At 58.3% G+C, this 24,902-nt stretch carries 18 protein-coding genes and 3 pseudogenes; 8 read left to right on the top strand and 13 right to left on the bottom strand.

The annotated features are described in order from the left end of the window. Window positions 1–224: 224 nt before the first annotated feature. Window positions 225–1,592, top strand: a complete 1,368-nt coding sequence (locus tag ABVN19_RS23000; RefSeq protein WP_105641071.1) for a DUF1329 domain-containing protein — start codon at window positions 225–227, stop codon at window positions 1,590–1,592. Between the two features lie 110 nt (window positions 1,593–1,702). Here the strand turns inward: ABVN19_RS23000 and ABVN19_RS22995 are convergent, their stop codons facing one another. From ABVN19_RS22995 to ABVN19_RS22955, 9 genes are all read right to left on the bottom strand, one after another. After that, window positions 1,703–3,199, bottom strand: a complete 1,497-nt coding sequence (locus ABVN19_RS22995; protein WP_158259210.1) for a DUF1254 domain-containing protein — start codon at window positions 3,197–3,199, stop codon at window positions 1,703–1,705. Window positions 3,200–3,387: 188 nt separating this feature from the next. Then, entirely contained in the window at window positions 3,388–4,164 is a 777-nt protein-coding gene (locus tag ABVN19_RS22990) for a glucose 1-dehydrogenase (protein WP_105641073.1), read from the bottom strand. 24 nt (window positions 4,165–4,188) lie between these two features. Continuing rightward, window positions 4,189–5,004, bottom strand: coding sequence for a glucose 1-dehydrogenase (locus ABVN19_RS22985; protein ID WP_105641074.1), 816 nt, complete (start codon window positions 5,002–5,004; stop codon window positions 4,189–4,191). A 26-nt stretch (window positions 5,005–5,030) separates the two neighbouring features. Then, window positions 5,031–5,408, bottom strand: coding sequence for a hypothetical protein (locus ABVN19_RS22980; protein WP_105641075.1), 378 nt, complete (start codon window positions 5,406–5,408; stop codon window positions 5,031–5,033). Continuing rightward, window positions 5,402–6,175: a DUF1295 domain-containing protein gene (locus tag ABVN19_RS22975; protein ID WP_158259211.1), complete on the bottom strand. Its 774-nt coding sequence runs from the start codon at window positions 6,173–6,175 to the stop codon at window positions 5,402–5,404. Before ABVN19_RS22975 ends, ABVN19_RS22980 begins: the two co-directional genes overlap by 7 nt. 85 nt (window positions 6,176–6,260) lie before the next feature. After that, window positions 6,261–7,382 carry a DUF5938 domain-containing protein gene (locus tag ABVN19_RS22970; RefSeq protein ID WP_105641077.1) on the bottom strand — a complete coding sequence of 374 codons (1,122 nt, stop codon included), beginning with the start codon at window positions 7,380–7,382 and terminating at the stop codon, window positions 6,261–6,263. A gap of 30 nt (window positions 7,383–7,412) precedes the next feature. Then, the gene (locus tag ABVN19_RS22965; RefSeq protein ID WP_105641078.1) at window positions 7,413–9,017 is read right to left on the bottom strand and encodes an AMP-binding protein; all 1,605 of its coding nucleotides are present in this window, start codon (window positions 9,015–9,017) and stop codon (window positions 7,413–7,415) included. Beyond that, the gene (locus tag ABVN19_RS22960; protein WP_105641079.1) at window positions 9,014–10,258 is read right to left on the bottom strand and encodes a thiolase family protein; all 1,245 of its coding nucleotides are present in this window, start codon (window positions 10,256–10,258) and stop codon (window positions 9,014–9,016) included. Before ABVN19_RS22960 ends, ABVN19_RS22965 begins: the two co-directional genes overlap by 4 nt. Before the next feature lie 10 nt (window positions 10,259–10,268). After that, complete coding sequence (locus ABVN19_RS22955; protein WP_105641080.1) at window positions 10,269–11,501, bottom strand: acyl-CoA dehydrogenase family protein; 1,233 nt, start codon at window positions 11,499–11,501, stop codon at window positions 10,269–10,271. 181 nt (window positions 11,502–11,682) lie between these two features. Between ABVN19_RS22955 and ABVN19_RS22950 the strand changes: the two genes are divergently transcribed. After that, the gene (locus tag ABVN19_RS22950) at window positions 11,683–14,316 is read left to right on the top strand and encodes a LuxR C-terminal-related transcriptional regulator (RefSeq protein ID WP_158259212.1); all 2,634 of its coding nucleotides are present in this window, start codon (window positions 11,683–11,685) and stop codon (window positions 14,314–14,316) included. Between the two features lie 508 nt (window positions 14,317–14,824). Continuing rightward, window positions 14,825–15,829, top strand: coding sequence for a DUF1214 domain-containing protein (locus tag ABVN19_RS22945; RefSeq protein WP_105641150.1), 1,005 nt, complete (start codon window positions 14,825–14,827; stop codon window positions 15,827–15,829). Between the two features lie 86 nt (window positions 15,830–15,915). On the opposite strand, the pseudogene ABVN19_RS22940 reads toward ABVN19_RS22945, so the two are convergent. Together ABVN19_RS22940 and ABVN19_RS22935 are read right to left on the bottom strand one after the other, a co-directional pair. Continuing rightward, window positions 15,916–16,064 (bottom strand): annotated as a pseudogene (locus ABVN19_RS22940) (transporter); the annotation flags it as partial. A 144-nt stretch (window positions 16,065–16,208) separates the two neighbouring features. After that, the gene (locus ABVN19_RS22935) at window positions 16,209–17,729 is read right to left on the bottom strand and encodes a DUF1254 domain-containing protein (RefSeq protein WP_105641151.1); all 1,521 of its coding nucleotides are present in this window, start codon (window positions 17,727–17,729) and stop codon (window positions 16,209–16,211) included. A 400-nt stretch (window positions 17,730–18,129) separates the two neighbouring features. Between ABVN19_RS22935 and ABVN19_RS22930 the strand changes: the two genes are divergently transcribed. The 4 genes and pseudogenes from ABVN19_RS22930 to ABVN19_RS22915 all read left to right on the top strand — a co-directional run. Next, window positions 18,130–19,635, top strand: coding sequence for a DUF1254 domain-containing protein (locus ABVN19_RS22930; protein WP_256585709.1), 1,506 nt, complete (start codon window positions 18,130–18,132; stop codon window positions 19,633–19,635). Between the two features lie 147 nt (window positions 19,636–19,782). Beyond that, window positions 19,783–20,889 (top strand): DUF1254 domain-containing protein, encoded by a 1,107-nt coding sequence (locus ABVN19_RS22925; RefSeq protein WP_105641083.1) that lies wholly within the window; start codon window positions 19,783–19,785, stop codon window positions 20,887–20,889. Window positions 20,890–20,961: 72 nt separating this feature from the next. Further along, a complete protein-coding gene (locus tag ABVN19_RS22920) occupies window positions 20,962–21,735 on the top strand; it encodes a transporter (protein WP_256585720.1) in 774 nt (257 codons plus the stop codon). Between the two features lie 150 nt (window positions 21,736–21,885). Beyond that, window positions 21,886–22,113 (top strand): annotated as a pseudogene (locus ABVN19_RS22915) (transposase); the annotation flags it as partial. Here ABVN19_RS22915 and ABVN19_RS22910 read toward each other — a convergent pair. Then, window positions 22,003–22,409: pseudogene (locus ABVN19_RS22910) on the bottom strand (DUF1302 family protein). The pseudogenes ABVN19_RS22915 and ABVN19_RS22910 sit on opposite strands and share 111 nt — an antisense overlap. A gap of 313 nt (window positions 22,410–22,722) precedes the next feature. Between ABVN19_RS22910 and ABVN19_RS22905 the strand changes: the two are divergent. Beyond that, the gene (locus tag ABVN19_RS22905; RefSeq protein WP_105641085.1) at window positions 22,723–23,763 is read left to right on the top strand and encodes an AraC family transcriptional regulator; all 1,041 of its coding nucleotides are present in this window, start codon (window positions 22,723–22,725) and stop codon (window positions 23,761–23,763) included. A 10-nt stretch (window positions 23,764–23,773) separates the two neighbouring features. Here ABVN19_RS22905 and ABVN19_RS22900 read toward each other — a convergent pair whose 3' ends face one another. Beyond that, complete coding sequence (locus tag ABVN19_RS22900; RefSeq protein ID WP_105641086.1) at window positions 23,774–24,853, bottom strand: zinc-binding dehydrogenase; 1,080 nt, start codon at window positions 24,851–24,853, stop codon at window positions 23,774–23,776. Between the last annotated feature and the right edge of the window lie 49 nt (window positions 24,854–24,902).

Genomic DNA, 24,902 nt, shown 5'->3' with positions numbered 1-24,902 from the left:
AAGAGACGAAGGAGTGAATCGCAAAACTCATCCCGGGGGATGAGTTTTGCGATCCCGATGCCAGAGCCTGCGGCCGATATTGCCCCCCACTGCCGCCCCCCATCCGGGGGACGTTCTAGCCAGTGCGTGATCGCTAGTTTGTGCTCAAGGCAATTGCCTTCGCCCGTTTCTCCGGGCGTCTTCATGCAAGTCCGTCTCACTTTTGCTCGTCGAGGAAAGACTCAATGACTCCAATAACAACCTGGCTAAAAGCCGGGGCTCTGTCGCTCACAGCACTCTCTGGTGCAGTACTTGCCGCGGTTCCCGCCGACGAAGCCGCCCAGTTGGGCAAGAGCCTGACCCCAATCGGCGCCCAACAGGCAGGCAACGCCGACGGCAGTATTCCGGCGTGGACCGGTGGCATGGGAAAAACCGCAGCACCAGTCGATGCCAATGGTTTCCTGGGCAACCCGTTCGCCAACGAAAAACCCCTGTTCACCATCACCAAGGCGAACATGGATCAATACAAGGACAAACTCACGCCTGGCCAGATCGAGATGTTCAAGCGTTACGGCGACAGCTACCGGATGCCGGTCTACACGACCCATCGCACGGCTGCCCTGCCCGACTCGGTGTACGCCGCGGCGAAAAAGAATGCCACCACCACCCAGCTCATCGAAGGTGGCAACGGCCTGCAGAACTTTGACACGGCCATTCCATTCCCCATCCCCAAGAGCGGCGTGGAAGTCGTGTGGAACCACATCACCCGCTATCGCGGCGGCAGTTTCCGTCGGGTCATTACCCAGGCCACGCCGCAAACCAACGGCAGCAACACGCTGGTGACCTTCCAGGATCAATTCACGTTCCGCACCCAGCTCAAGGACTACAACCCCGCCGAAAACAGTAACGTCATGTTCTTTTTTACCCAACGGGTACTGCAACCGGCGCGCCTGTCGGGTGACGTCCTGCTGGTCCACGAGACCATCGATCAGGTGAAGGAACCGCGCATGGCCTGGATGTACAGTGCCGGTCAGCGCCGGGTGCGCCGCGCCCCGCAGGTTTCCTATGACGGGCCGGGGGTTGCCACCGATGGCCTGCGGACCTCCGACAACTACGACATGTACAACGGCTCCCCTGATCGTTATGACTGGAAGCTGATCGGCAAGAAAGAAATCTACATCCCTTACAACAGCTTCGCGCTGGCCTCGACCAAGCTCAAATACAACGACATCCTGCAACCCGGTCATATCAATCAGGACCTGGCACGTTATGAACTGCATCGCGTCTGGGAAGTCGAGGCGACCCTGAAAACCGGCGAGCGCCATATCTATGCCAAGCGCCACTTCTACTTCGACGAGGACACCTGGCAGGCAGCCGAGATCGATCATTACGATGGCCGCGGCATGCTCTGGCGCGTCGCCGAAGCCCATGAAATGCAACTCTACGACCATCAAGTACCGTTCTATGCGCTGGAAACCCTTTACGACCTGCAATCGGGTCGCTATCTGGCGCTGGGCATGGCCAACGAAGAGAAGCGTTTCTATGACTTCGACTTCCAGGCGTCGACGACTGACTACAGCCCGGCCGCCCTACGCTCTGCCGGGGTGAAATAAACGCCTGACAGCAAATCAACTTCCCTTTGCAAAGCCACCTTCGGGTGGCTTCTTTTTGCTCGTTGCGCGGGTTTGCCGATCTCCGGCAAGCCCGCCATCAACCCCCTGAATCAGTTCACCCGGCGAATCGCCGGAGGCGCCCAATCGCCATTGAAGATGCCCGGATCGGTTGCGCGATAAGCCCGCAGAATCAGCTGGAACGGCCCATCCGGGCTCGGCAGCCAATTGGCCTCCTGCCCTTGCGGCGCTTGTCGCTGGATGTACACGTCCAGAGAACCATCGTCGTTGTACTTGAGGGATTTGTCGACGCTGTTTACCGTCCAGCGTCCAGTCGGATTGGGATAGAAAAGCCGCTCCGGCAGCCGGTAGATGGTCAGACCCCAATAGGCCTGCACGGCCGGGAAAGCGCCCTTGTCAAAATGCAGGACATAGTGATTGTTGCCATTGAGTGGCTGGCCGTCGGTATCGGCAATTCCCGCCATCGCTGCATACTCGTCAGCGGTATTGGAATAGATGCCACGGTGACCGACGCCGGCTCGCTGCAAGTAGTCATAGCCAAAGGCGCCGACGGGCTGGCCCAGTTGCGGTACCCCCCAGCCGTTGACCAACTTGGTGCGCGCCGTTGCGGAGCGGTCCTGGACCAGTTGCCAGCCGTCGGTGATCGCTCTCTGCAACGCCTCGCGGGTAGCGGTATCGAGTTTTTCCGGATCGAACTCCAGTCCAGGGCCAATCCCGATACGACGCAACTGTGCCCACAGCGCTTCTTCGCCGGGACGCGGGCCGGCGGCGGCCATGGCCTGGTTGAGAACGCGGAAGAATTCCAGCGACGTCGACAGTTCCTGCTGTTCGACCGGCACCTTGCGGCGAGGGTCATCGGCTGGCAACTCTGGGGCTTTCCAGTCTTTTTTACCGACGAATACCGATAGCGGCTTGAGACTGAACTGTTGCTGGACCACCCGCGTGCGCTGAGCCAGATCATCCTGGTCTTCAAAGAAGGTGCGAACCAGGATAAATCCGCTGTTGGTATCGACCGGCACCGCAGTGACGCCCTTGGGTAAGGTGCCCTTCCAGCCCGGCCCGACCAGGGCATAGTCACCAGGCCCATTGCCCACCGAACGCTTGGAAATATTGGCCACGGTCTCGGTGTAGCCATCGGTGACCTGGGCGGTCCAGTAGCGCATGCCCTGAGTGTCGGGGACATGCAAAATCACAGGTTCCTGGCTCAAGTCCAGACAGGCTTCCGAGTACAGCAGGTCGCCATTGGGCGTCACGAACAGGCGGTATTGGTCATCGGCGGGTGTCGGCTCGTGGCGAAAACTGTTGAGTGCCGCGTGATGGCGAAAGTCCGGATCAAGCATGCGCGAACACACCCGATAGTTCTCCACTGCCGGCCATCCGTAGACATACGCCTGAATGCCAAGCGAATAGGCATCCAGTTGTCGTGCACGATACATCACCTTGAGGGCGGGCTTGTAGCCGGGCTCGACACGGTCGACCCGAATGCTATCGACCGGCGGCGGCTGGATACTTTGATGGGGAACAGCAGCGAGTACGGTGGTACTCATGAGCGCAACCGTGAGTACGCCCGGATGCATCGAATAGCGCATACGCATTTCCTTTTTTATGATTGTCTGCGAGCCCCGCGTTGGCCTGGACCTATCTGGGCAGCCAGGACTATGCAAAAAACCCCTGTGGGCTTGGATCCCCCGCGTGGGGGGCGGTGTTTGCAGCAGGCAAAAAAAAGCGAAGCACCAGGGTTGCCGATGCTTCGCCAAAACCAGCGCAGTACTGAGGGTTACTGCGCTAGGTAGCCGCCATCGACCACCAGGTCGGAGCCGGTCATGTAGGTTGAATCGTCTGAGGCCAGGAAGAGTGCCGCCTTGGCGATTTCTTCCGGCGCGGCGAGCCGCCCCATGGGAATGCGCTGCTGCAGGTAACTTTGGAACTGCTGCGCCAGATCACCGCCAATGCTCTCCAGTCCGCCACTGATCATTGAGGTCGCAACATAGCCGGGGCAGAGGTTATTGATCCGGATCCCATAGCCCTTACGGGCACAATGGGCGGCGGCCGCGCGGGTAAAAATCCGCACGCCCCCCTTGCTGGCGTTATACGACGGCACCATCGGCTCACCAATGATGCCCTCGATCGAGGCCACGTTGATGATCGAGCCAGCGCCACGGTTTTTCATGACGGCAATGGCTTGCTGGGTGCCGAGGAACACTCCGTCGAGGTTGATCGCGTTGGTTTTTCGCCACTGTGCCAGGGTCAATTGCTCAACGTCGGCGAGAATGGCGATCCCGGCGTTGTTCACCAACACATCAAGCTGGCCCCAGCGCTCAACCACAGTAGAAATCGCCTGCGTCCATTGCTCCTCGCAACTGGCATCGTGACGCAAAAAGGCGGCGTTGAAACCTTGTTCCTGCAAGCGCTCGACTGCCTGCGTACCGCGTGCCTCATCGATGTCGGTCAACAGGACTTTGGCGCCTTCACGCAGGAACGCCTCGGCAATCGCCAAACCAATACCGTTGGCGGCCCCGGTGACCAGGCACACTTTTTCCAATAAACGAGTCATTGCACATATCTCCAGATAAACGAGTTAGCAGGCGCTGGCGCCACCGTCGATGACGAGTTCGCTGCCGGTGCTCCAGCGCGAAGCGCTTGACGCCAGGAACAGCACTGCACTGGACACGTCCTGAGGCTGGCCATAGCCAATGGGATGCAAGGATTCGACATAGGCATCGGCGCTCGCTTCATCCGGTGCAAGGCCGACGGCTGCGAGTCCGCGCACCACATTGATGCCCATTTCAGTTTTGATGATGGCTGGATGGATCGAGTTGACACGGATGCCATAGCCCAGTCGCGCAAACTCCACCGCCGCGGATTTGGTCATCAGCCGCACGGCTCCCTTGGACGAGCAGTAGCCACCCAGCGCTGGCATACCGACAAGGCCGGCCACCGAAGACAGGTTGATGATCGAACCACCCTTGCCCGCCGAACCCTCCGGGCGCATGGCCCTCGCCGCATGCTTGATGCCCAGGAATACTCCCGTGACGTTGACCTCATGCATCAGGCGGAAGTCCTCGACACAGGCTTCGGTGAACAGCGCCATCTTCTCAATGCCGGCGTTGTTCACCAGGATGTCCAGACCGCCAAAAGCCTCGACGGTCGCCTGTACCACTTGTTCCCAGTGCTGCTCGTTGGTGACGTCATGCCCCAGTGCCAACGCCTCACCGCCCAACTCGCGAATACGCTGGGCCGTCGCTTCGGCCTCAGCCATCAAGACATCGCTAACCACCACTTTCGCGCCTGCCTTTGCCAGGGTTTCAGCTGTTTCTGCACCGAGGCCACGTGCTGCGCCGGTTACCAAGGCGACTTTGCCTTCAAGCTCAAAGCATTTGAATACCGTGTTCATAGTCGACTCTCTATTTTTGTTTTAGGTTAGGCGGGGTATTGGCGCAGGAAACTCAGAAACAACCAGGCGAACAGCACATCACCCAGCGCCAGTGCAGGCAGTTGCCAGCCAATATTGCCGGCCAGCCAGTGGCCAAAAATGGCAACCACTACCAGGATTTTGGCCCCTGCGCCGAGACCGACATAAGGCCTGAAACGGCCGGGTGAATAGGCAGTGCACAGGTAAGCGAAACCGAAAGAGGCAATCAGCATCAAGCCCAGGTCACGCAGCGCAAGATTGCTGCCGGTGGCCTCATTGAGTTGCAGCAAAGGGCCCAGCCAGGTATCAAGCAACAGCAAGCCAAAGGCCACTGAAAAGTTGAACAGTGCGGCCAATCCAAACAGCCAGCGCGCATGAATCAGCATACGCCACCCTCCTTGGCGTCAGCCTTGAAAGGCGCCAGCACAATGCGCAGTGAGGGCAGCAACAGGCCACTACTGGCTTTGTAGTCTTCCCAACCCGGGTGGCGCGACAACGAGGCGTCCTTGGCCAGCATGCGTGGCAAAAACAGGCCGAGCCAGCACCAGAGCACGACAACCCAACCCAGCCAGTGTGCCGCGAGCACGGCATAGGTGCCGTAGATCATGATTTCGCCGAGGTAGTTGGGATTGCGGGTGTAGGCAAATACACCGTCGGTGATCAGCCCTTTGCGCAACTTGAGGATGAAGTTCTTTTGCAAATCGGCGGCGACCATCAACACCACGCCCAGGGTGTGCACGGCAATGCACGCTGCGAGCAATGGGTATCCGGGCTCGATGTGTCTGGAAATGAAAAGGTAGGGCAGCGCCCAGTACCAGGCGATCAGGCCCAGGTACAGCACGGCGGTCCCGGCCAGGGTAATGCGGCGATCGAAGTTGGCATCGCGACAGGTCGCGTCCTTGATCAGCCAGCAGTAGCCGTAGATGCCATGCAATCCCAGATAGACCCAGGCGCCGACGCTGAAATTATCGAAATGGCACATCATTGCGAAAATGATGAAACCGGTAATGACCTTGTGCGTGTTGACGGCCCAAGCCATTTTCAACGGCCTTGGACCGCCACCCAGGTCTTCAGTCAAGTAAGTCGTAATACGTTGCGCTTGCCGCACCCACATCGGTGCGGGTTGAGTAGCAGGCAGGCTGGAGCGGGTCATTATTGTTCTCCATCGGCACTCAGTCGTCCAGGGTGCGGCACGGGCGTTGGCAACGCACGACCGAACCCCGGACCCGGAAAATAAATCAGGCAGGCAATGCGCTGCAGTAGCCCAACTCATGGAAGCGCTGGATCAGTTCACGATGACCAAATGCCTTGGCCGAGGACTGGAAGCCATTGTTCTTCAACTGGCCGTCGAGTAGACGCTGGGCCGCTTCGGCACAAATCTCGCCGGTCCAGGTGTAGGCCGCGGACAGGTTCATCACGTAGCTGGTGGTGACCTGTCGACCCTGACCGAGGCAGACAATCACACCGCGCTGCACATCGACCGAATCCTTCGGCGGCTCACCGCTGTCCATCTGGTCGCCCATGGCGTTGGTGAACGCTTCACGTTGCTCCTGATTCATCCCCGGGGCGGCGGCGTTAAAGGCTTTGATCGCCTGGATCACCGGGCCGATCATGTGCTCGCCAACGGCGGTGAGCACCTTGCAATTGCGTACGCGCGGGTCGTTCTTGAACCACACCGGCTCACACGCGCCACCCCATGGATGGGCGCTGAGCATCGCATTGCGATACGGCATCGCCACCTGGTAAGCCACATCGTTCGGCCAGGCCTTGTACTCGTTCTGCTCCAGGTAATACTGCGAGACGTCGTTGCAGACCATGCGCAGGAATGACTTGGTCGAAGCCTCGGAAGGCAGGCCATTGTCGATCTGGTAGCAGATGTCCAGGCTGTCGACTTCCGGGTTTTCCAGTACCACTTCGGCGGCCAGTGCACCGGCGGCCCACATGAACGAGTTGGCCGGGCACAACAGCAGGCCCTTGGCCGCGAACGCCGGGCCGAATTTTTCGCCGATAGCGGCGGTCCAGTCCTGCTCACCGGTGGTGTCCAGATAATGACAGCCGGCTTCCAGGCAAGCCTCTACCACCGGCCAGCCGATCTGCATGAAAGGACCGGCGACGTTGATCACAACGTCGACGTCGGCGAACAGCGGCAGCAGTGCTTCAACGGTGTTGTCGGCGGTAACAATTTCGGCGTCCACGGCCTGGCCATGACGCTCTTCGACCACGGCCAGTGCCGCCTCAAGGCGTGCACGGGTGCGTCCGGCCATGAAAAATGGAATGTTGCGTCGGGCCAGGGATTCGGCAATCAATTTGCCGGTGTAACCACTGGCGCCATAGATCAATACCTTACGAGCTGCAGACATGGTGGTTCCTCTTGTTATTGGTTCTGGGTCTTAACGGGCTTCGTGATGAACACAACCCGGCTGCTGTTCAAACGCTTCGAGCAGGAATCGGTCCTGGGGTTTTTCCGAAGCGGTCTTGGGGATCTGTGCCAGTACCTGCAGGTAACTCGGCACAAAGTTGGATTCGAGCTTTTCGCGGCAGACGCGATAGATGCTCTGCGGATCAAAGCTTTCCAGGTTTTTGGGCACTACGGCCGCCACCACATCTTTCTCGCCGGGCACGCCGTTGGCTGCCGGAATGCCATAGACATAAACGTCATCGACTTGCGGACACTCGGCGATGGCCTTCTCGATAAAAGCGCTGTTGATGAAGTCACCGTTGCGGCGAATGCCATTGCCCTGGCGGTACTGGAAAAACAGCCAGCCTTCGGCGTCTTCAAGCACGACATCGCCCATGTGCAACCACCCCCCCATGCACTTCTTTGCCGAAGCCTGGGGGTTGTTGAAGTACTCGACCCTGTACGGGCTGCCATCGACCGGCTGGAACAACAATTCACCCGGCGTACCCGGAGGGCAGTCCTGACCATGATCATCGACGATTCGGTAACGCAGATTGGGGGCGACCTTGCCGATGCTGCCTACCGGGCCGACGCCAATCGGCTTGATGGTCAAGCCACCTTCGGCCGCGCCGTAAAACTCCAGCATCTGCACGCCGAAACGCTGCTCGAAATCACTCCAGATGGCTTTCGGCATGCCAGCGGAAATCACGAAGCGCACGGGGTTGTCGGCGTCATCCGCCCGCTTGGGCTCTGCGTACAACGCGGTGGTCATGCCGCCCAACAGCGTGAAGCTGGTACAGCCAAAACGCCGGGTAATCTCCCAAAGCCTGGACTTGGTGAAACGCCTGGACAACACACAGGACAACCCCAATGCCAAGGAAGCACCAAGCGTTACCAACTGCGCATTGGCATGGGTCAGCGACAGTCCGGAGTACGGTTTGTCATCAGCCCGGTAGCCAAAGATGCGATCAGTGATAAGTGCTGTTTCGCAGTAGCGCTGGTGCGTCATGACAATCCCTTTCGGGTCGCCCGTCGTACCGGAGGTGAAGATCAACTGCATGGGCGAATCCGCGCCCAATTGCGCCAGCGGATGCTCTTCGCTGTGTGTCGCCAGGGCGTCTGCGTACAGGGTCACTCCTGGAGCATCGAGCGCGGCGCTATCACACTCATCGGTCGGCAACCCGACGATCCACCGCGTATGTTGCAACTGCTCACGTACCGCCAACAGGTTGCCCATCGCATAGTCAGCGGCAATCACGCCCTTGCACTTTGCGTTGTCGAGGAAAAACGCCAGCTTGTCGCCTTTGGCCCGTGGATCGATTGGCACGAACACCGTGCCGGTGATCGCCGCCGCCACCATGGCATCGACAAACTCGACGTGATTGGCCATGAGTAATGCGAAGCAGTCGCCCGGTTGCAAACCGAGTCGGCTCAGCCCCCATGCCAGGCGATGCCCGTTGCGCCACAGATCACTATAGGTACGTTTCTCGACCAGGCTGCGGCTGCCGTTTTCAACGGCCAACACGGCAAAATCGGGTTTTTCCAGGGCTCGATTGCCGATAAGGCCGGCGAGGTTCAAATCGCTATAGACAGTCATTTCAGTTCTTCCCGTACCAGCAGACTTACCACCGTAGCGGCGGCATCCAGGCCGATTGCACCGCCGCCGTTATGGGCCATGCCGATGCGCGCGCCTTGCACTTGTCGGTCACCCGCGCGCCCTTGCAATTGCTCTGTCAGCTCAACGATTTGTGCGCAACCGCTGGCACCGATCGGGTGGCCTTTGCGCAGCAGGCCGCCGGAAGTGTTGACCGGTATCCGCCCGCCCAGGCGGGTAGCACCGCTTTCAAGCAGGTGAATGCCTTCGCCTGGCTGGCACAAATCGAGGTATTCGTAGGCCATGAGTTCCGAAGGCGCCGAGGCATCATGAAGCTCGACGCAGGACAGCTCGCCAGGGCCAATACCGGATGCTTCATAAACCTGCCGGGCCGCGAGGGCGCCGACGCTTTCTCCCGGTTGCTCGAAGTCCCACCCGGACACCAATGCCGAAGCCGCGACGCGCACCGGATTTCTCAGGCCCAGCTGCCGGGCCTTGCGCTCACTGACCACGATCACCGCCGCCGCGCCATCACCGATCGGCGAGCACATCGGCAGCGTCAGTGGATCAATGATTGCGCGTGCTGCAAGGACCTGTTCGACGGTCAGCACTTCACGAAATTGCGCGCGGGGATTGAGGCTGCCGTGAAGGGAGTTCTTGGCGGCGATCATGGCGAAATGTTCGGCTGTGGAGCCGTATTGCTTCATGTGCTTTTTGGCCATCATCGCGTAGATGTCCATGAACACTGACCGAGTGCTGCCCGCGCCCTCGGCCACAAAAGGCTCACCCGCCGCCTCGGCGAGTTTCTTGATGACATTGACCGCACCGTCGGGGTCTTCCACATCCACGGCACTGGAAAACGCCCCCAGGCTGCGCGCCTTGTCTTCGTGGAACAGCTTTTCATAGCCACACACCAGTGCGATGTCGTAGTAACCGGCACTGACCATGGCGCAGGCTTGTTGAAAAGCCGTCGATGAAGAGGCGCACGCGTTCTCCACGTTGATCACCGGGATCTTGCCGATGCCCATGCCTCGCAGCACCACTTCACCACGAATCATTTCCTGACCGGTCACCACGCCTGCCGCGGCGTTTCCCATCCATGCGGCCTGCAACTGAGACTTGTCCAGCCCGGCATCGTTGAGCGCCAATTGAATAGCCTGGCCCGCAAGGCTTTTGAGCGTCTTATCCTGGTGCTTGCCGAACGGCACCATGCCGACCCCGGCGATGTATGCATTCATCTTCATGCCATGTGCCTCAGATCCGGGAAATCAGGGTGCCGCCCTTGATGGCGAGCATCTCATTGCAACCGTCCTCAATCATCGAGGCGCGGGCATCGCGCAACAGTTTCTCGACCGGGTACTCACGGGTGACGCCGTTGCCGCCGAACATCTGGATGGCTTGCGAAGCCACATCGAACGCTGTCTGGGTGGCGGTGATTTTTGCGGCGATGGAACCTTGCAGTGCCGGCTGCGGCGCCACGTGGTTGAAGTAGATGGCACGACGCGCCAACGCGCGGGATGCCTCGACCCGGACAAACATGTGGAACAGGCGATGGCGCACGTTCTGGTGCTGGATGATCGGTACGCCACCCTGTTTGCGCTGGTGGGCATACTCATGGGCATGCTCATAGGCAGCCCTTGCAGCGCCTGTCCAGATCACACCCATCAGGCCGTTAGCCTCGGTCAGAATGCCTTGCTCGGCCTTGACGTAGTCTTCGGGGCCGGCAACCAGGTGGTCCAGAGGCAGGCTGACGTTGTCGAAATACAACTCGCCCTGTGGCAGCGCGCGCTGGCCCATCTTGTCCAGCGGCGCGCCGCGGCTCACACCGGCGCTGTCCAGCGGCACCAGAACCACACAGCGCTTGTCGGTACCCGAACCGTCGTCGTAACCACAGAACAGAATGCAGGTCTGGGCGATCGGGCCGTTGGAGACCCAAGCAGACTTCTGCCCGCTGATGACGATGCGTTCGCCCTGGATCTTTGCGTAGCAGTTGAGGCGACCATGATTCACCCCCGGGTGACGGGTATGGCCACTGCTGTCGAGCATGTCCGAGCCATGGTCGGGTTCGGTGATGCCCCAGCAACCGACAGGTTGGTCGGCGTATCGCGCGATCAGATCCTGCCGACCCATCAGGTTGAGAACGATACTGGGGATCATGGCAGCCCCCAGCACCACCGCCAGGCCGCCATCGCCATAACCCAACTCTTCGAACACCAGGCACATCAGCCGTGCCTGATCGGCGGGCGGCAAGGCCAGCATGTCGGCCAGGGTAATGCCGAGTTTGGAGAACTCGTCGAACACCTGCCAAAGTGGCGAATCTGCGGCGATCACCTCAGCTGGGGTCATGTGGTCCAGTCGTTGGCCAATGGGGCGCATCACCTTGGTGGCGAAGCGCCGGGCGCTGAGCTGCATCGAGGTTTCCAGCTCGTTGAGATCTGCATCCAGGCCTGTAGGTTCGAGCTCGGTGCGCAAGGCATACCCGGTCATTCTTATTCTCTCCGGTCAATGGCGGTGAGCAGTCACACCCGTGAGTGCGGCTGTCGCGTTTGAGGCGAGTTAGATACTATTCGCCTCACTTTGAGGGATTGACCCCCTCGATGGGGGATGACCGATGAATCAAGAAGCACCCATAAAAACAACAAACTCGCCGCTATTGACGACCAAACTGATGCCACCGCGCCGAGGACGAGGCAACCTGCCTCGCCCGCGCCTGGAACAACTGATCGACCAGATCGCAGAGTCGAGCCTGACCGTACTCAAGGCCCCCCCCGGCTTTGGCAAAAGCACCCTGGCCAGCGCCTGGGCCCAAGCCGCGTTGGCCCGTGGTGCACAGGTGGCCTGGCTGACCCTCGACGAAGCGGATGACAGTCCGGAGCGCATACTGCTGTACGTGGCCGCTGCCATTGCGCAAAGCCAGGCGGTGGAAGCCGAACAGTCATTGCTCAAGAATTTCGCATTACTGCCTGCCGAGCACCTGAGCACACTGCTGCTCAACGACCTCGGACGCCGGGAGCAGGCTTGCTTTCTGTTTGTCGATGATTGCCACTGCGCACCCGCCGAGGCATTCGCAGCCGCATTCGATCAACTGATCCGCTACGCACCTGACAACCTTCACCTGGTGTTCTGCGGACGCAACGACTTGCCGGCGAGCCTCTACGCTCACCTTTACAGCGATGCCTGCCTGGAGGTTGACGCTGGCCAGCTGCGCTTTGACCTGGATGAAACCCGCGACCTGTTGTTGCGCTCGGGCTTTGCAGAAATAGATGCAGGCGATTTGCTTGATCTGCACCGTTCCACCCAAGGCTGGATCGCGGCCTTGCGCGCCAGCCTGCTGTCCATTCGTCAACGCCCTGGCGCAAGCGCCCGCTTGCCAAAAAGTATTTCGGGTCTGTTGGACGAATTGCTCAAGCACCTGCCCCCGTCCATGGTCGAGCAGCTCAGCCGACTGGCTTGCGTCGATAAATTCAACACTGAGTTGACGGCACGCCTCACCGGCCACCCGGACGCACGTGCCCTGATCGATGAACTGGACCGCCTGCAATTGTTTCTCAGCTGCCTGGACGACGCTGGCGACTGGTTCAGTTTTCACCCGTTGTTCCGCGAGCATCTGCGTCGACGCCTGTCACCGGTGCAGTTGAGCTATACCTTGAGCCTGGCCGCGCGCTGGTTCGCCGATCAACAGCTGTGGACCGATGCCGTGCGCAGCGCGCTGTCCGCCGGTGACAATGAGAGTGCCCAACAATGGATTGCCCACTGTGCGATGGACCTGGTTGAACGAGGTGACTTCATCATCCTGCTCGACTGGCAACGCCAGTTGCGAGACCATCTGTTGCAAAGCCCGCCGCAACTGAAGCTGGCAATGGCCTGGGCATCGGGCCTGGCCATGACCCATAGCAATTCGCTTCACCTGCTCAGCGAGGTGGAGGCCGACCTCGCCGCCCTGGGTCGGCTGGAGTCGACCGATGCGTTGTTCTGGGAATGCCAGGCCCTGCACGCCATGCTCAAGGCGCTCGGCGATGATGGTCAGGCCGGTGGAGAACTGGCTATTCGCTGCCTGCCGCACTTGAGCAACCGCCCGTGGATCTGCAACACCTTGCTCAATGTGGTGTGTTTCAGCCATCTGAGTGCCAGTCGCTGGGAGGCGTTCTACAGCCTGCCCCCAGTCATTTGCGAACCGCTGGAACGCAGCCGCTACCTGTTTAACCAAATCTACCGCCTGAGCCTGGTGGGCTTCGGCGAATCGCTTCAGGGGCGCTTCTCACAAGCTGCGGCGATTCTGGAGGAAGCCTTGCGCCTTACCACGCCGGTCAATGCCAGTGGCCAGGGACATTCGGTACTTCGTGCGCTGCCCGCGAGCTTTCTCGCTGCCGTGCGTTATTTGCAAGGACGCGAGGAAGAAGCCGCGCAACTGAGCCTGGAAAATATCGAGTTTGCCAAACTCGGCGGTTTCCTCGATTGCATCGCCAGCGTCTACATAACTGCCAGCCGCCTGAGCAGCAGCCATTCCAGCCATCAGGGTGCTCGCTACTTTCTAGAGGACGGTGAGCGTTTGGCACAAACTCGCCAATGGCCACGCCTGCAAGCATATCTATTGCTGGAACGCATCCGGGTCAGCCTGATCGACCATAAACAGCATGAGGCGCAGGCCTGCGCTCAGCAGTTGGAACAGATACAGACTGACCATTCAGCGCCTGCGACAGACAATTTCACTGATTATCAATACCTGGCCAGCCTGGCGGCACTCTGGTGTGAAACGGCGGGCATTTCCAGGCCGGCGGATCTGGTGCAAGCGCAAAAAATCTACAAGTTGGCGGCAGGCCTCAATCAACGACTCAAGCAAGCTCGGCTAGCAGCCAGCCTAGCCCAGGTTTACTGGGTACGTCAGCAAAAGGAGACAGCTGTAACCTGCCTGCTCGAAGCCTGCCAGTTGGCCGATCACAGCGGCGCCTATCGCCTGCTCAAGGACCTACCAGCCACGGATTGCCTGCAGCAGCTCACTCGCTACGCCTTGCAGGACAAACGTCTGAGCCAGGCCCGGCTGGCCCAATTGCAACGTCTGATACCCGACAACAATACGGCCACCCAGCAGACAATCCAGGCACGCACGGCAATAGCGCTTACGAGCAAAGAGCGCAATGTGCTGGAGTTGGTTTCTCACGGTAAATCAAACAAGGAGATGGCAAAGCTGCTGGGCATCACCCCCGAAACCATCAAGAGTCATATGAAAAATATCTTCAGTAAGTTGAAGGTAGACAGCCGCGCCCAAGCCGCTGTCATTGCCAAGGCCCACGGCTTGATTTAGCTGGTTGAGTTGAGCTCTATTCATTGGAGTTTTTTGAAACGCTGTCGACCCATCCCCTTAAACATTGACCGACTGCTTTGAGTTGCCGCCCTTCGCGACAGGCGGAATTCGGCCGATTCTATTGAAAAAGTCGGTCTGCCCAAACTGCCTGATCATTGACGGGTGAAAATGCCATTTTTGCACGCGGGCACGTGAAATCTAAGTCCAAAAGTCTTTGCCAAAAGTAAAGATTTCAATCTCGGACGCGTACTTTTCTGCTGCGCAAGCAATGGCCGACTTTTTCAACAGAATCTGCCAAAAACAGACTCAATAGTTGGTTCGTTTTCAAAAGTGCCGTTGGCATTCGGCAAGCCCCTCCTCATCTCGTTTGTCGACTACGCTTCGGGTTGGAAGTTAATCGCACTTTCCTTCACACAATCTCGCTTACCTGGTCGACATGCATCGCATGGTTAGCACTACTTTTTAATTGCAGTCGATGGGAAATAAAGGAATAGAACCAATGATAGGCATGAGAAAGATTTTGCTCTGTACCACCCTATTGGGGGCGACCACTGCACACGCCGGGATGCAGGTAACGCCTGAAAACTACGCCCGCGCCGAAGTGGACGAATCCTATAAAAATATCGTCAAAGATGTGGGGTCGAACGCCTTTCGCCACGACAGGGCGCTCATGCCCTTGGACAAGCAGCCTGCGGTCACCATGAACCGTGACACGGTGTATTCATTTGGTGTGTTTTACGTGCCCGAGGGCACAACCATCACTTTGCCGAAATCAGCTGACAATCGATACCAGTCGGCCATGATCATGCAGAACGACGACTTCACCGATCAGGTTTTTTACGCACCAGGGACTTTCGAGATCAAATCGAAAACCGAGTTTGCTGCGGTGGTCATGCGCACGCAGATCAATCCTAACGATCCTGCCGACACCCAAAACGTCAAAACGCTTCAGGATGGCATCAAGGTCAATTGGCCAGAGGGCACGGTGCCCAAGGAATACAAAATCGTCGACTGGGATGAAGCCAGCCGCATGACACTTCGTTCCGAATATCAAAAAGAGGCCGCGAAGCTAACGAACTTCAACGACACATCAGGCGCTCGCGGGGTCATCAAACCGGAAATGCTTCGGCTCAGTGCGTCAGTTGCACTCGGGCTACTGCCGGCAAAAGATGCCGTGTACCTCTATCGTGATTACGGCTTGAGTGGTGATAAATGCTACAAGGCGACCTATGCCAAGCCTGAGTTTCTGGAGGGCGGGTTCTTTTCTTTCACGATGTATGGGGCCGATAAATACCTGAAAAGTGAAAACTCCAACCTGAACAATCGCGCCATACACTTCAATGAAGACGGTACTTTCACGGTGCACTACGGGCCGAAGGAGAAGTGTGGGGAGGTTGCGAATTGGCTGCCTACACCGGGTGATAACTGGTACCTCGGCATGCGCATCTATCGCCCTGGCGAAAGTGTTATCAGCGGCAAATACACCATACCGGAACCGACTGCCGTCAATTAGGGGGTATCGTTTCAAAGCTGAAAATGCTGCAAACCCTTTAATGAGCTTTGGCCAACGGGAGCGCCTGCCGTTGGCCAAAGTGCTGTTCAGCGTGGGAACAACAAGGTGACGGCGAAACGAACCCCCCAACCTTGCGGGCCTTCGTCAGGGCTACCCAGTAACGCGGCCCCGCTTGCAGCGTCAGTGGCTGACTACCAATTTTCAGTAGCTGCGTGACCATCAGGTTGATCGGCAAAAGTGAAGACCGGCAGAGAACCCATAGCTGACGTTCTACTCGGTTGCCCGCCCCATGAAAAGACTTGCCGCACGCTGTAACTAATAGGGATTGGTCTGTATGCGAAGCTACGCCGCTGTCATTCAGCGGGCAGCTTTGCAGGGGCTACTTAACTTTTTCCAGATCTCCCGGCTTCCAACTGCCGTCTATAGCCGGCTTGGCTGGCGCATAGAGCCGCAGGATACTGAAAAAGCCCCGGCCCGGCGCAGTAGCAAGCCAGTTTTTCTCATGCCCTGCTGGCGCTTTGGGGCCGATGTACAAATCGGTACTGCCGTCAGGGTTCTGCACTGGCTTGTCCAGTTTTCCCAGAGACGGGAAAGGTTGGCCGTTGGCCAGGCCCGAAGCATTCTCCGCTTCATAGAGCGTCACTGACCAGAACAGCTCAGCGGGTATATTCGCTGGCAAATTCACTTTGTAACTCTGGTCTCCATTGAGCTGGTCGCCGTCTGCATCCTCAAAGGTCATCATGTAGAACGCGCCCTTGCCGGGGGTCATTGAGACCATGCCTGGGCTGATGGAGTAGTAATCAGTGAAAAACCAGGTGCGCACATCCAGGTGGCGGTAGCCACCTTGTTTGGCCTGGAAAGTCAGGTCGAGAGGTGCGTTGGGCCAGCGGGAGGTGAGGTTATTGACCGGGTTCAACCATTTGCGGTCCTTGTACACATGGAAGTCAGCCTTGCCCACGCCAGGCTGGAAGCCAATGGCGCGGCTGGTCTTATAACCGGTTTTGGCAGCGGCATCGAGCAACTCGCGGGTGCGAGCTTCAGGCGCAAACGGCTGGTTGGCGACGACCCCGATACCGGCCAGCATGCCCAGCCAGTCGGGACTGGCCAAATTCAATCCCTCGTCGTCAACGATCTGCTTGAGTTGTTCGAAAGCGCTGAAGTCGCTGTGCGGGAGCATGTTCAGCTCACGACCCGAGCCGTCCGGAAACTGCATCGGCTTCGCGCTCTCCTTCTGGCCCAGCGGATAAATCCGTGATTGCTTGAGTAACGCTACTGCGGGGCTGGTATCGGCCGGGTCGGTGTAGAAGGAACGCAGGAAAATAAACACGTTATTGGTGGTGGACCGGTAAACGTAATAGCCTTTTGGTACTTCTTTTTTGTAGCCCGGTGGCAGGATCAAAAATTTGCCGCCGGCGCCTTTGTCCGGCCCTGGCAGACCGACATCGCCCGCATAGTCGAGACCGTCCACCGGCATCGGCCGTTGCCAGAAGTCCAACAGGATGCCCTGCAATTTGGCCGGAGCCTCGAACACCAAAGGGCCTGTCTTGGCGAGGTTCTCGAACACCATGCCGTAGATCAGATCGGAGTTGGGAGTCGTGATCTTGGTCTTGGCATCCAGACGTTTGGCCCAGACCGGCATGATGTTATAGCCGGTGCCAAAGGCCTGAGCCGCTCCATCGCGCATACCGGCGGTGTTCAGCAGCGGCATGGCCCAGAGATAGGTCTGCATGGCGCGCTGGAACGTGAGTTCGTCCATCAGGGTTTGGGTGGTCGCTGCGGTAGGACGATTATTTTCCGTCGGCAGGTTTACCAGATCCTGATAATGGTCGGTTTGGGCAAACGACATCGTCGAACTCGCTGCCAAGGCCACGACGGTGGCGAGAGCAGAAAGTGATTTCATTGCATACATCCGTGTTTACTCCTCGAAAGAGAGGCGGCGTCACTCAAATTTGCTTAACGAAACCGCGACAGTTGATGGCTGATTAAAGTCCACAGCCACGAGGGGTGCAAACGCACAAGCGGATTCGCTGTATCGAAGTCTCCGCTTGTGGGTCAGACGTATTCAGTTTGTGGCGAAGAGTCATCCGCTGATAGTAGTCCTTATAAGCGCTCTGTAAATGACTCAATTCAGGCTCTATATTCAGCGCTGGCTTGCCCGCCTTCCTTGTAATATCACGCTCAGCATCTAGACTCCCGAGCACATAAATGAGGAGCACGGATGCTGAAAGAAAGCCTCTATAGATGGCCTTGCAGCAATCCGACGCTTCGATTGAAAACGCTTCCATGCAAGGACATCGAAGATGACTCACGCGTTAAAGAAACTTTCAGTCGCCATGGCGCTGACCGCCTCGACGTTGGCCATCGCGCTATGCTTCACGCCAATGGTCAGTGCGGAGGAACAGGCGCCTTCTTCTGCGCTGCTCAAACAGCTCAACAATGGCAACTGGCTCGATCCGAAGGAGGCCGAATCCCTGCGTGACGAGCTGTACTACCAGCGCGCAATTCACGCTTACATGACCATGCTGCCGGCACTCAATGTCATTGGCTTGCGTGATGGATCGGAGAAAGCGTTCGGAAGCGGCTACAACGTGCTGCCGATCTGGAAGCAGCGTATGGATTCACGCGCCATGGTGCCGACGCCTAATGCTGACGTGATCTATTCCATGAGTTATCTGGATCTGAAGAAAACCGGGCCGCTAGTGGTCAAGGCGCCACCTAACGTTATTGGCATGTTCACCGACTTCTTCCAGCGAACGCTCACCGATGTCGGTGCCGTGGGGCCAGACCGCGCGCGAGGCGGCCTGTATCTGATATTGCCACCGGACTATACCGGGCCTGTGCCAGCCAGCTATTTTGCCGTCAAATCGCGCACCTATAACGTGTTTCTGTTCTTCCGCACCGTCATGGCCAAGGGCGAGGGCAAGCCTGATCCGGCGCCGGCGGTCAAGTCTGCGGAGACTACCCGTGTCTATCCTTTGTGGGCGACGGAGAAAGACGTCAAACCCATGGAGTTTCCGGACGCTAGCGGCAAGGCCTTGAACATGATGTATCCGACGGACAACGAGTATTGGACCAAGTTGAAGGCGTTTGTCGACTACGAACCGGTAGAAGCGATTGACCCGGAACTGCGCGGGGTGCTGGCGTCCATCGGTATCATCAAGGGCGAGCCGTTCAAACCCACCGAGCAGCAGCAGGCCCTGCTGAAGAAGGCGGTCGAGATGGCGCCTCGAATGATCCTCGCTAACCGCCAGTTGGGGCGCGAGGACAAACGTAATCTCTACTATGCGGATCGCCAGTACGAGAACACCTGGGCGGGTGGCACGGCGGAGTGGATGCAAGACAGTTACCTGGACGTGAGCCAGCGCGCCAACTTCTTCCAGTTCGCCTATTCATCAGCACCGGCAATGGTGATGCACACCACGGGTGCAGGTTCCAAGTATCCGTTCACCGCGCGGGACAAGGACGGGAAATACCTCGAAGGTGGCGGCACCTACAAACTGCGTCTGCCGCCGAACGCACCGGCAGCGTTGTTCTGGGCTGTTACGGCCTACAACATCACCGACGGCACAATGCCACAGACCAAGCAACTGATGCCCTCCACCAACGGTTATTACGACATTCCCAAGCAGTCGGACGGTTCCATCGAAATCTGGTTCGGGCCGGACAAGCCCGCTGATGTCGCGGACTCCGCATTCATCCAGACCATCCCCGGTCGCAATTTCCTGGTTGCCTTGCGCCTCTATGGTGCGGAAGACGCGTTTTATGACCAAACCTGGAAGCCTGACGATGTCATCAAGGTGAAGTAACGGACAAAAAAAAGGCCTATCGATGGTGGCAGCTGCGTGCCAGATGACCGCATCTGCCGAATGGCATTAGACCTCCCATCAACCGGGGGCATTGCATTGCTGAATCACTGACAAGCTCTACTTTAATCTATGCAAGGAGCGTTCTAGATGAATTTACTGGCCCCAACTACTGTCCTGTTGAGTCTGTTGGCAATGAGTATCCATGCGGCACAGGCCGAGGAGAAAACGCCTCTGCTTAGCCTGGATGCTGCCCGTCAATTGGAAACTACGTTGGTAGGACAAAAGAATGTGGCTGTCACCCCAGAAAATTTCGCTTTCGCCACACTGGATGAGTCAATGCAGAACGAGGTGAAACTCGGAGCGACTAACAAGTTTTACAACCACCGCAAACCCATGGAACTCGACAAGCAGCCAGCAGTGTTGATGAATCGCGATACGCTGTACTCCTTCGCCATCATCGACGCGTCTCACGGCGCCACCATCCATGTGCCCAAGGGCGATGGCCGTTACACCTCGGTGCACGTCATGCAGCACGACCACGTCACCGACAACGTCTACTACGGCGAGGGTGAATACACCATCGACCCGAAAACCGTCACCAATTTCGTCGTGGTCAATATCCGTACACAAGTAAACCCCAATGATCCAGCCGATGTGGCGAAGGCTAATGCCATCCAGGATCAGTACAAGGTCAGTTTTCCAGCCGGCTACACGCCAAAAACCTTCAAGGCCATTGACTGGAACCAGGAGCAACTGAAGCAAGTTAAAGCGCACTACGTGAAGGTGGCCGACACCCGTGGGGTAAGCAAAACCATGGGGGCTCGTGGCACCATTCCACAGGATGACATCAACGTCGGTGTGGCAGTGGCGACCGGGCTGCTGCCTGATCAGCACGCCTGGTATTCCTTCAAGTCATACAAGGTCAAGAAAGACACCTGCTACACCGCGAATTACCCCGTGCCTGGCATGGCCAACCCGCAGCTGGGTTTCTATTCCATGACGATTTACGGGAATGATCTTTACCTGCACACCGAGGAGGGCTCCAGCCTTTCGAACCACGAGATCGTGCCCAACAAGGATGGCAAGACCTTCACCCTGCACTTTGGCAGTCCGCAAAGCTGCGGCAAGGATGCAGCGAACTTGCTGACCGCACCCACGGACAATTGGACACTCGCGTTCCGGGTCTATATGCCCGACAAGTCGGTTCAGAACAACGAGTACAAATTGCCAGAGCCAAAGCCTGTCACCCATTGACCATCAAGCCATAGGTGACCAGATATGGGCGCTAACAAGCAGTTTTTAAGTGCTGGAGCAACGCTGGTCGCCATGCTGGTGTTCATGCCGAGGGCTCAGGCTGAGGATTCGGCAGAGCTGGCCAAGAAAGCCCTGAACCCGGTGGCGGCCATGTACAGCCTGCCGGTGCAGTACAACTGGGATCAGAAGATGGGGCCTAGCGGTGAGGGGATGCACAGTGTCACCAATATTCAACCCGTGCTGCCGTTTACCTTTAACGATGACTGGAACCTGATTTCCCGCACCATTTTGCCAGTCATCGATCAGCATGGCCTGGCGCCGAATGGCGCGGCGGACAAATCCGGTGTCGGCGATATCACGCAGAGTTTTTTCTTCTCGCCCAAACAACCCACGGAAAGTGGCTGGATACTCGGGGTCGGCCCGGCGATATTGATTCCCACGGGCAGTGATGAACTGCTCGGCAGCGAGCAATGGGGGATAGGCCCGACAGCGGTTGCCCTTAAACAGGAAAATGGCTGGACTCACGGCATCCTGGCCAATCATATCTGGGGCTTGGACGGCAGCCCACCGGATGACAAGGACAAGGTCAACCAGACCTTCCTGCAACCCTTCCTTTCCTACACCACCAGCACCCTGACCACATGGGGGGTGAACACCGAATCAACCTACAACTGGCAATCACGCGAATGGTCAGTGCCGGTCAACCTGACGGTGACTCAATTGTTGAAAATCGGTGGCCAGCCACTGACGGTGCAAGCGGGGCCACGTTACTGGCTCAACAGCCCTGACGATGGTCCACAAGGCTGGGGTTTTCGTTTCGCTGTGACGTTGTTATTCCCACGGTGAGTCAGATGCGACTTGAATTAGTTCATGAATGAAAGCTATGGCGAGCTGCCTTGGTTGATGGTCTGCTTTTGGCCGATTCTGTTGAAAAAGTAGATCTCCTGCCTGGCCTGCGGCAAAATCAGGTCATCGGCCAGCGGGGAGATTCGCAGCATGATGGGACAATTGTCGAGTGGGCAAGAGAGACTGTTTTACTCGTTCAACATTGAAGATCACATCCCAGCCAATCACCTCCTGAGCAACATTGATCGATGCCTCGATCTAAGCGATCTACGCCATTATCTCGCCGACTTTTATAGCCCAATCGGGCGTCCTTCGATTGATCCTGAACTGATGATTCGCCTGCTGATCGTGGGCTACTGCTACGGCATTCGCTCTGACGTCTTCGTCCTTCAGCGCTTCGTCGTACCAGCCCTTGACCCGGACCAGGCCGCCCATGTCGCGATTGCGCAACGACAGGTCGGTGACGAACTTGGCGATGGTCGAGACGCGGTCGCCCTTGTCGTAGTTGAGTTACCGGAGTCCACCGAACCGCCGGTACCGCCGGACTTGCCCAACAAGGCGCCGTTGGCACCGCTGTAGAGGTCGTGGTCCTGACCTTCGGCGCGCCATTGCGAGCCCACGGACAGCGTGGTGTTCCACTCACCTTCCCAACCGTTTTCCAGCTGGAAAGGCATGGCTTGCACCGCTCCGGTTGACGCGCAGGAAATGGCCAAAGCAAGCGGTTTAACGAAACTACGGACGTTATGGTTCTTGTTGCGCATGCAGATCTCCGCCATCGCCCTTACCGTGCGAGCCGGACTCGGCCCTTGGGTGAGCGTTCTTGTTTGTTTGAACAAGCATGCCGAGAGACCGGGCAGAAACATTTGTCCGTTCACGTCAGATATTTGTCATTAGCTGTCAGCCAATCCATTAAGCTGTCAGCACGGTGTAAAAACGCAGACCATTGCGTCAGGCCACCGTTTCACACAAAACCAGACAATAAAAACCATGACCGCGCTGATCAAAACCACATCGTTGACCGGGTATGCGCAACTTGTCCGAGACCTGGGCGGCAACCCCGAAGACCTGCTGCAGCAGATGCAGATCGAGCCGAAACTGCTCGACAACGGCAATGCGGTGCTTCCCTACCGCGCCATGATCAACCTGCTCGAACTGAGCGCCGATCAGCTGCAATGCATCGACTTCGGCCTGCGCCTGGCCGAGCGCCAAAGCATCATGATTCTCGGACCGCTGGCCGTGGTGGCGCAGAACGCGCGCAACGTCGGCGAAGCCCTGATCGAAATCACCCGTTTCCTGCATACCTACAGCCCGGGTGTGCAAGTGCACCTGGACACCGAAATCGACCCCGAACACGCCTACCTGATCTATGAATTGCGCCTGCGCCCGGCACCCCGTCAGCGACAGATCATCGAGCTGTCCCTGGGGGTCATGTTCAAGACCTTGCAAATGCTCTACGGGCCGGGATTTCGCCCCCACTCGGTGCTCTCGCGCACTGAGGCCCGATTACCCCAGAGTCGCTATCAGCGCTTCTTCGGCGCTCGCACCTATTTCGGTCAGGCGCACAATGCGCTGGTCTTGCTGCCGGAATATCTGAGCAAGCCCATTGACCAGCAAAACAGCCAGTTGCACGACACCATGATGGATTACGTCAGCAACATCGGTGCCGCCAACCCACTGGACATCGGCAGCCAGGTCGAAGCCTCGATTCGCCGTTTGCTGCCCACCCAGCGCTGCGCGCTGCCGCTGATTGCCGAACAATTGGGGATGCGCGAACGTTCCCTGCAACGTCGGCTGGCCGAATACGAGCTGGTGTTCGAGGACATGGTCGAGCAAGCACGCCGCGAACTGGCCGAGCTGTACCTGACCGAAGCGAGCATGCCCATGGCACAGATCGCCGGCCTGCTCGGTTATGCCGAACAGAGTTCGTTCAACCGCTCCTGCAAGCGCTGGTACGGTGTGGCGCCACGGGAGCGACGCACGCAATTACGTGCCGACCAACAACCTGCCGGCCGGCACAAACGGGGTTGAGGACGACGAATCAGTCGAAGCGGATGATGATTTTCGCGTGTTCGTCCGGCTGGGCCAGATCGGCGAAAGCACCGGCCACCTGATCCATGGTCACGCGCCCGGTGATCATCGGTGCGCCATCGAGTTTTCCGTCAGCCAAGGCTTGCAAGGTGTGGGCGAACTCTTCCCCGGTGTAGCCGAAGGAGAAGTGCACGTTCATTTCCTTGCCGATACCGATCAGCGGCTCGATGCGGTCGCTCTCCATACACACGCCAACCACGATCAGCCGCGAGCGCGGCGGTGCATTCTGGATGACTTGCTGGATCAGCCCCGGAACGCCCACACACTCAAATACCACGCATGGTTTGGGTTGCGGGCCAAGCCCCAACAGCGCCATCGGGCCGTTGATGTCGTAACCCTCGGGCGCCGCGACTTGCAGCCACGATTGATACGGCGACAGCTCGGCCGGGTTGACCACCACGTCGGCGCCCATTTTCTCCGCCAGGGCACGACGCCCGGCCGAGAAGTCCGAGGCCACGATCGGGCCAATGCCACGGGACTTGAGTATCGCGATCAGCGCCAGGCCAATCGGCCCGCAACCGATCACCACCGGCACCTCGCTGCCATCCAGGCGCGCACGGTTCGCTGCGTGTGCGGCCACGGTCAAAGGCTCGGTCAATGCCGCAATGTCCGGCGGCAGATCACCCGGCACCGGCATCAACATCTGCTCGGCCAGGACCATCTGCTCGCCGTAACCACCCGGGTAGCGATTGGAGAAACCGATGTGGTGAAAATGCTGCGCGGTGATCACGAACGGCAACGAACACACCCGCGTTCCCACCTTGAGCTTCTTGTCGCTGCCGGGGCCGTGATCGAGGATCTCGGCGCAGTATTCGTGGCCGAACACCACGTCTTGCTGGTCATCAAAGGCAATCGGAATGTGCCCGCGCTTGAAGTTGGCCAGTACATGTTCGCAGTGGTGAAACATGTGCAGGTCGGACCCGCAGATACCGCAGGCGAGTGTCTTGACCAGCACCTCGCCCTGCCCTGGCGTAGGCGCGGCGATCGAATCGACCAGCAGTTGTTTGTCACGCATGACAACAGCTTTCATGGAAATTCTCCTTATCGGGTCGGGCCGCCGGCATTCGGCGGCCCAGAGG

Origin of the sequence: Pseudomonas vranovensis (assembly GCF_040438935.1) — a bacterium.
Classification (GTDB): Bacteria; Pseudomonadota; Gammaproteobacteria; order Pseudomonadales; family Pseudomonadaceae; genus Aquipseudomonas; species Aquipseudomonas vranovensis.
This window is presented reverse-complemented; position numbering and strand designations above follow the sequence as displayed.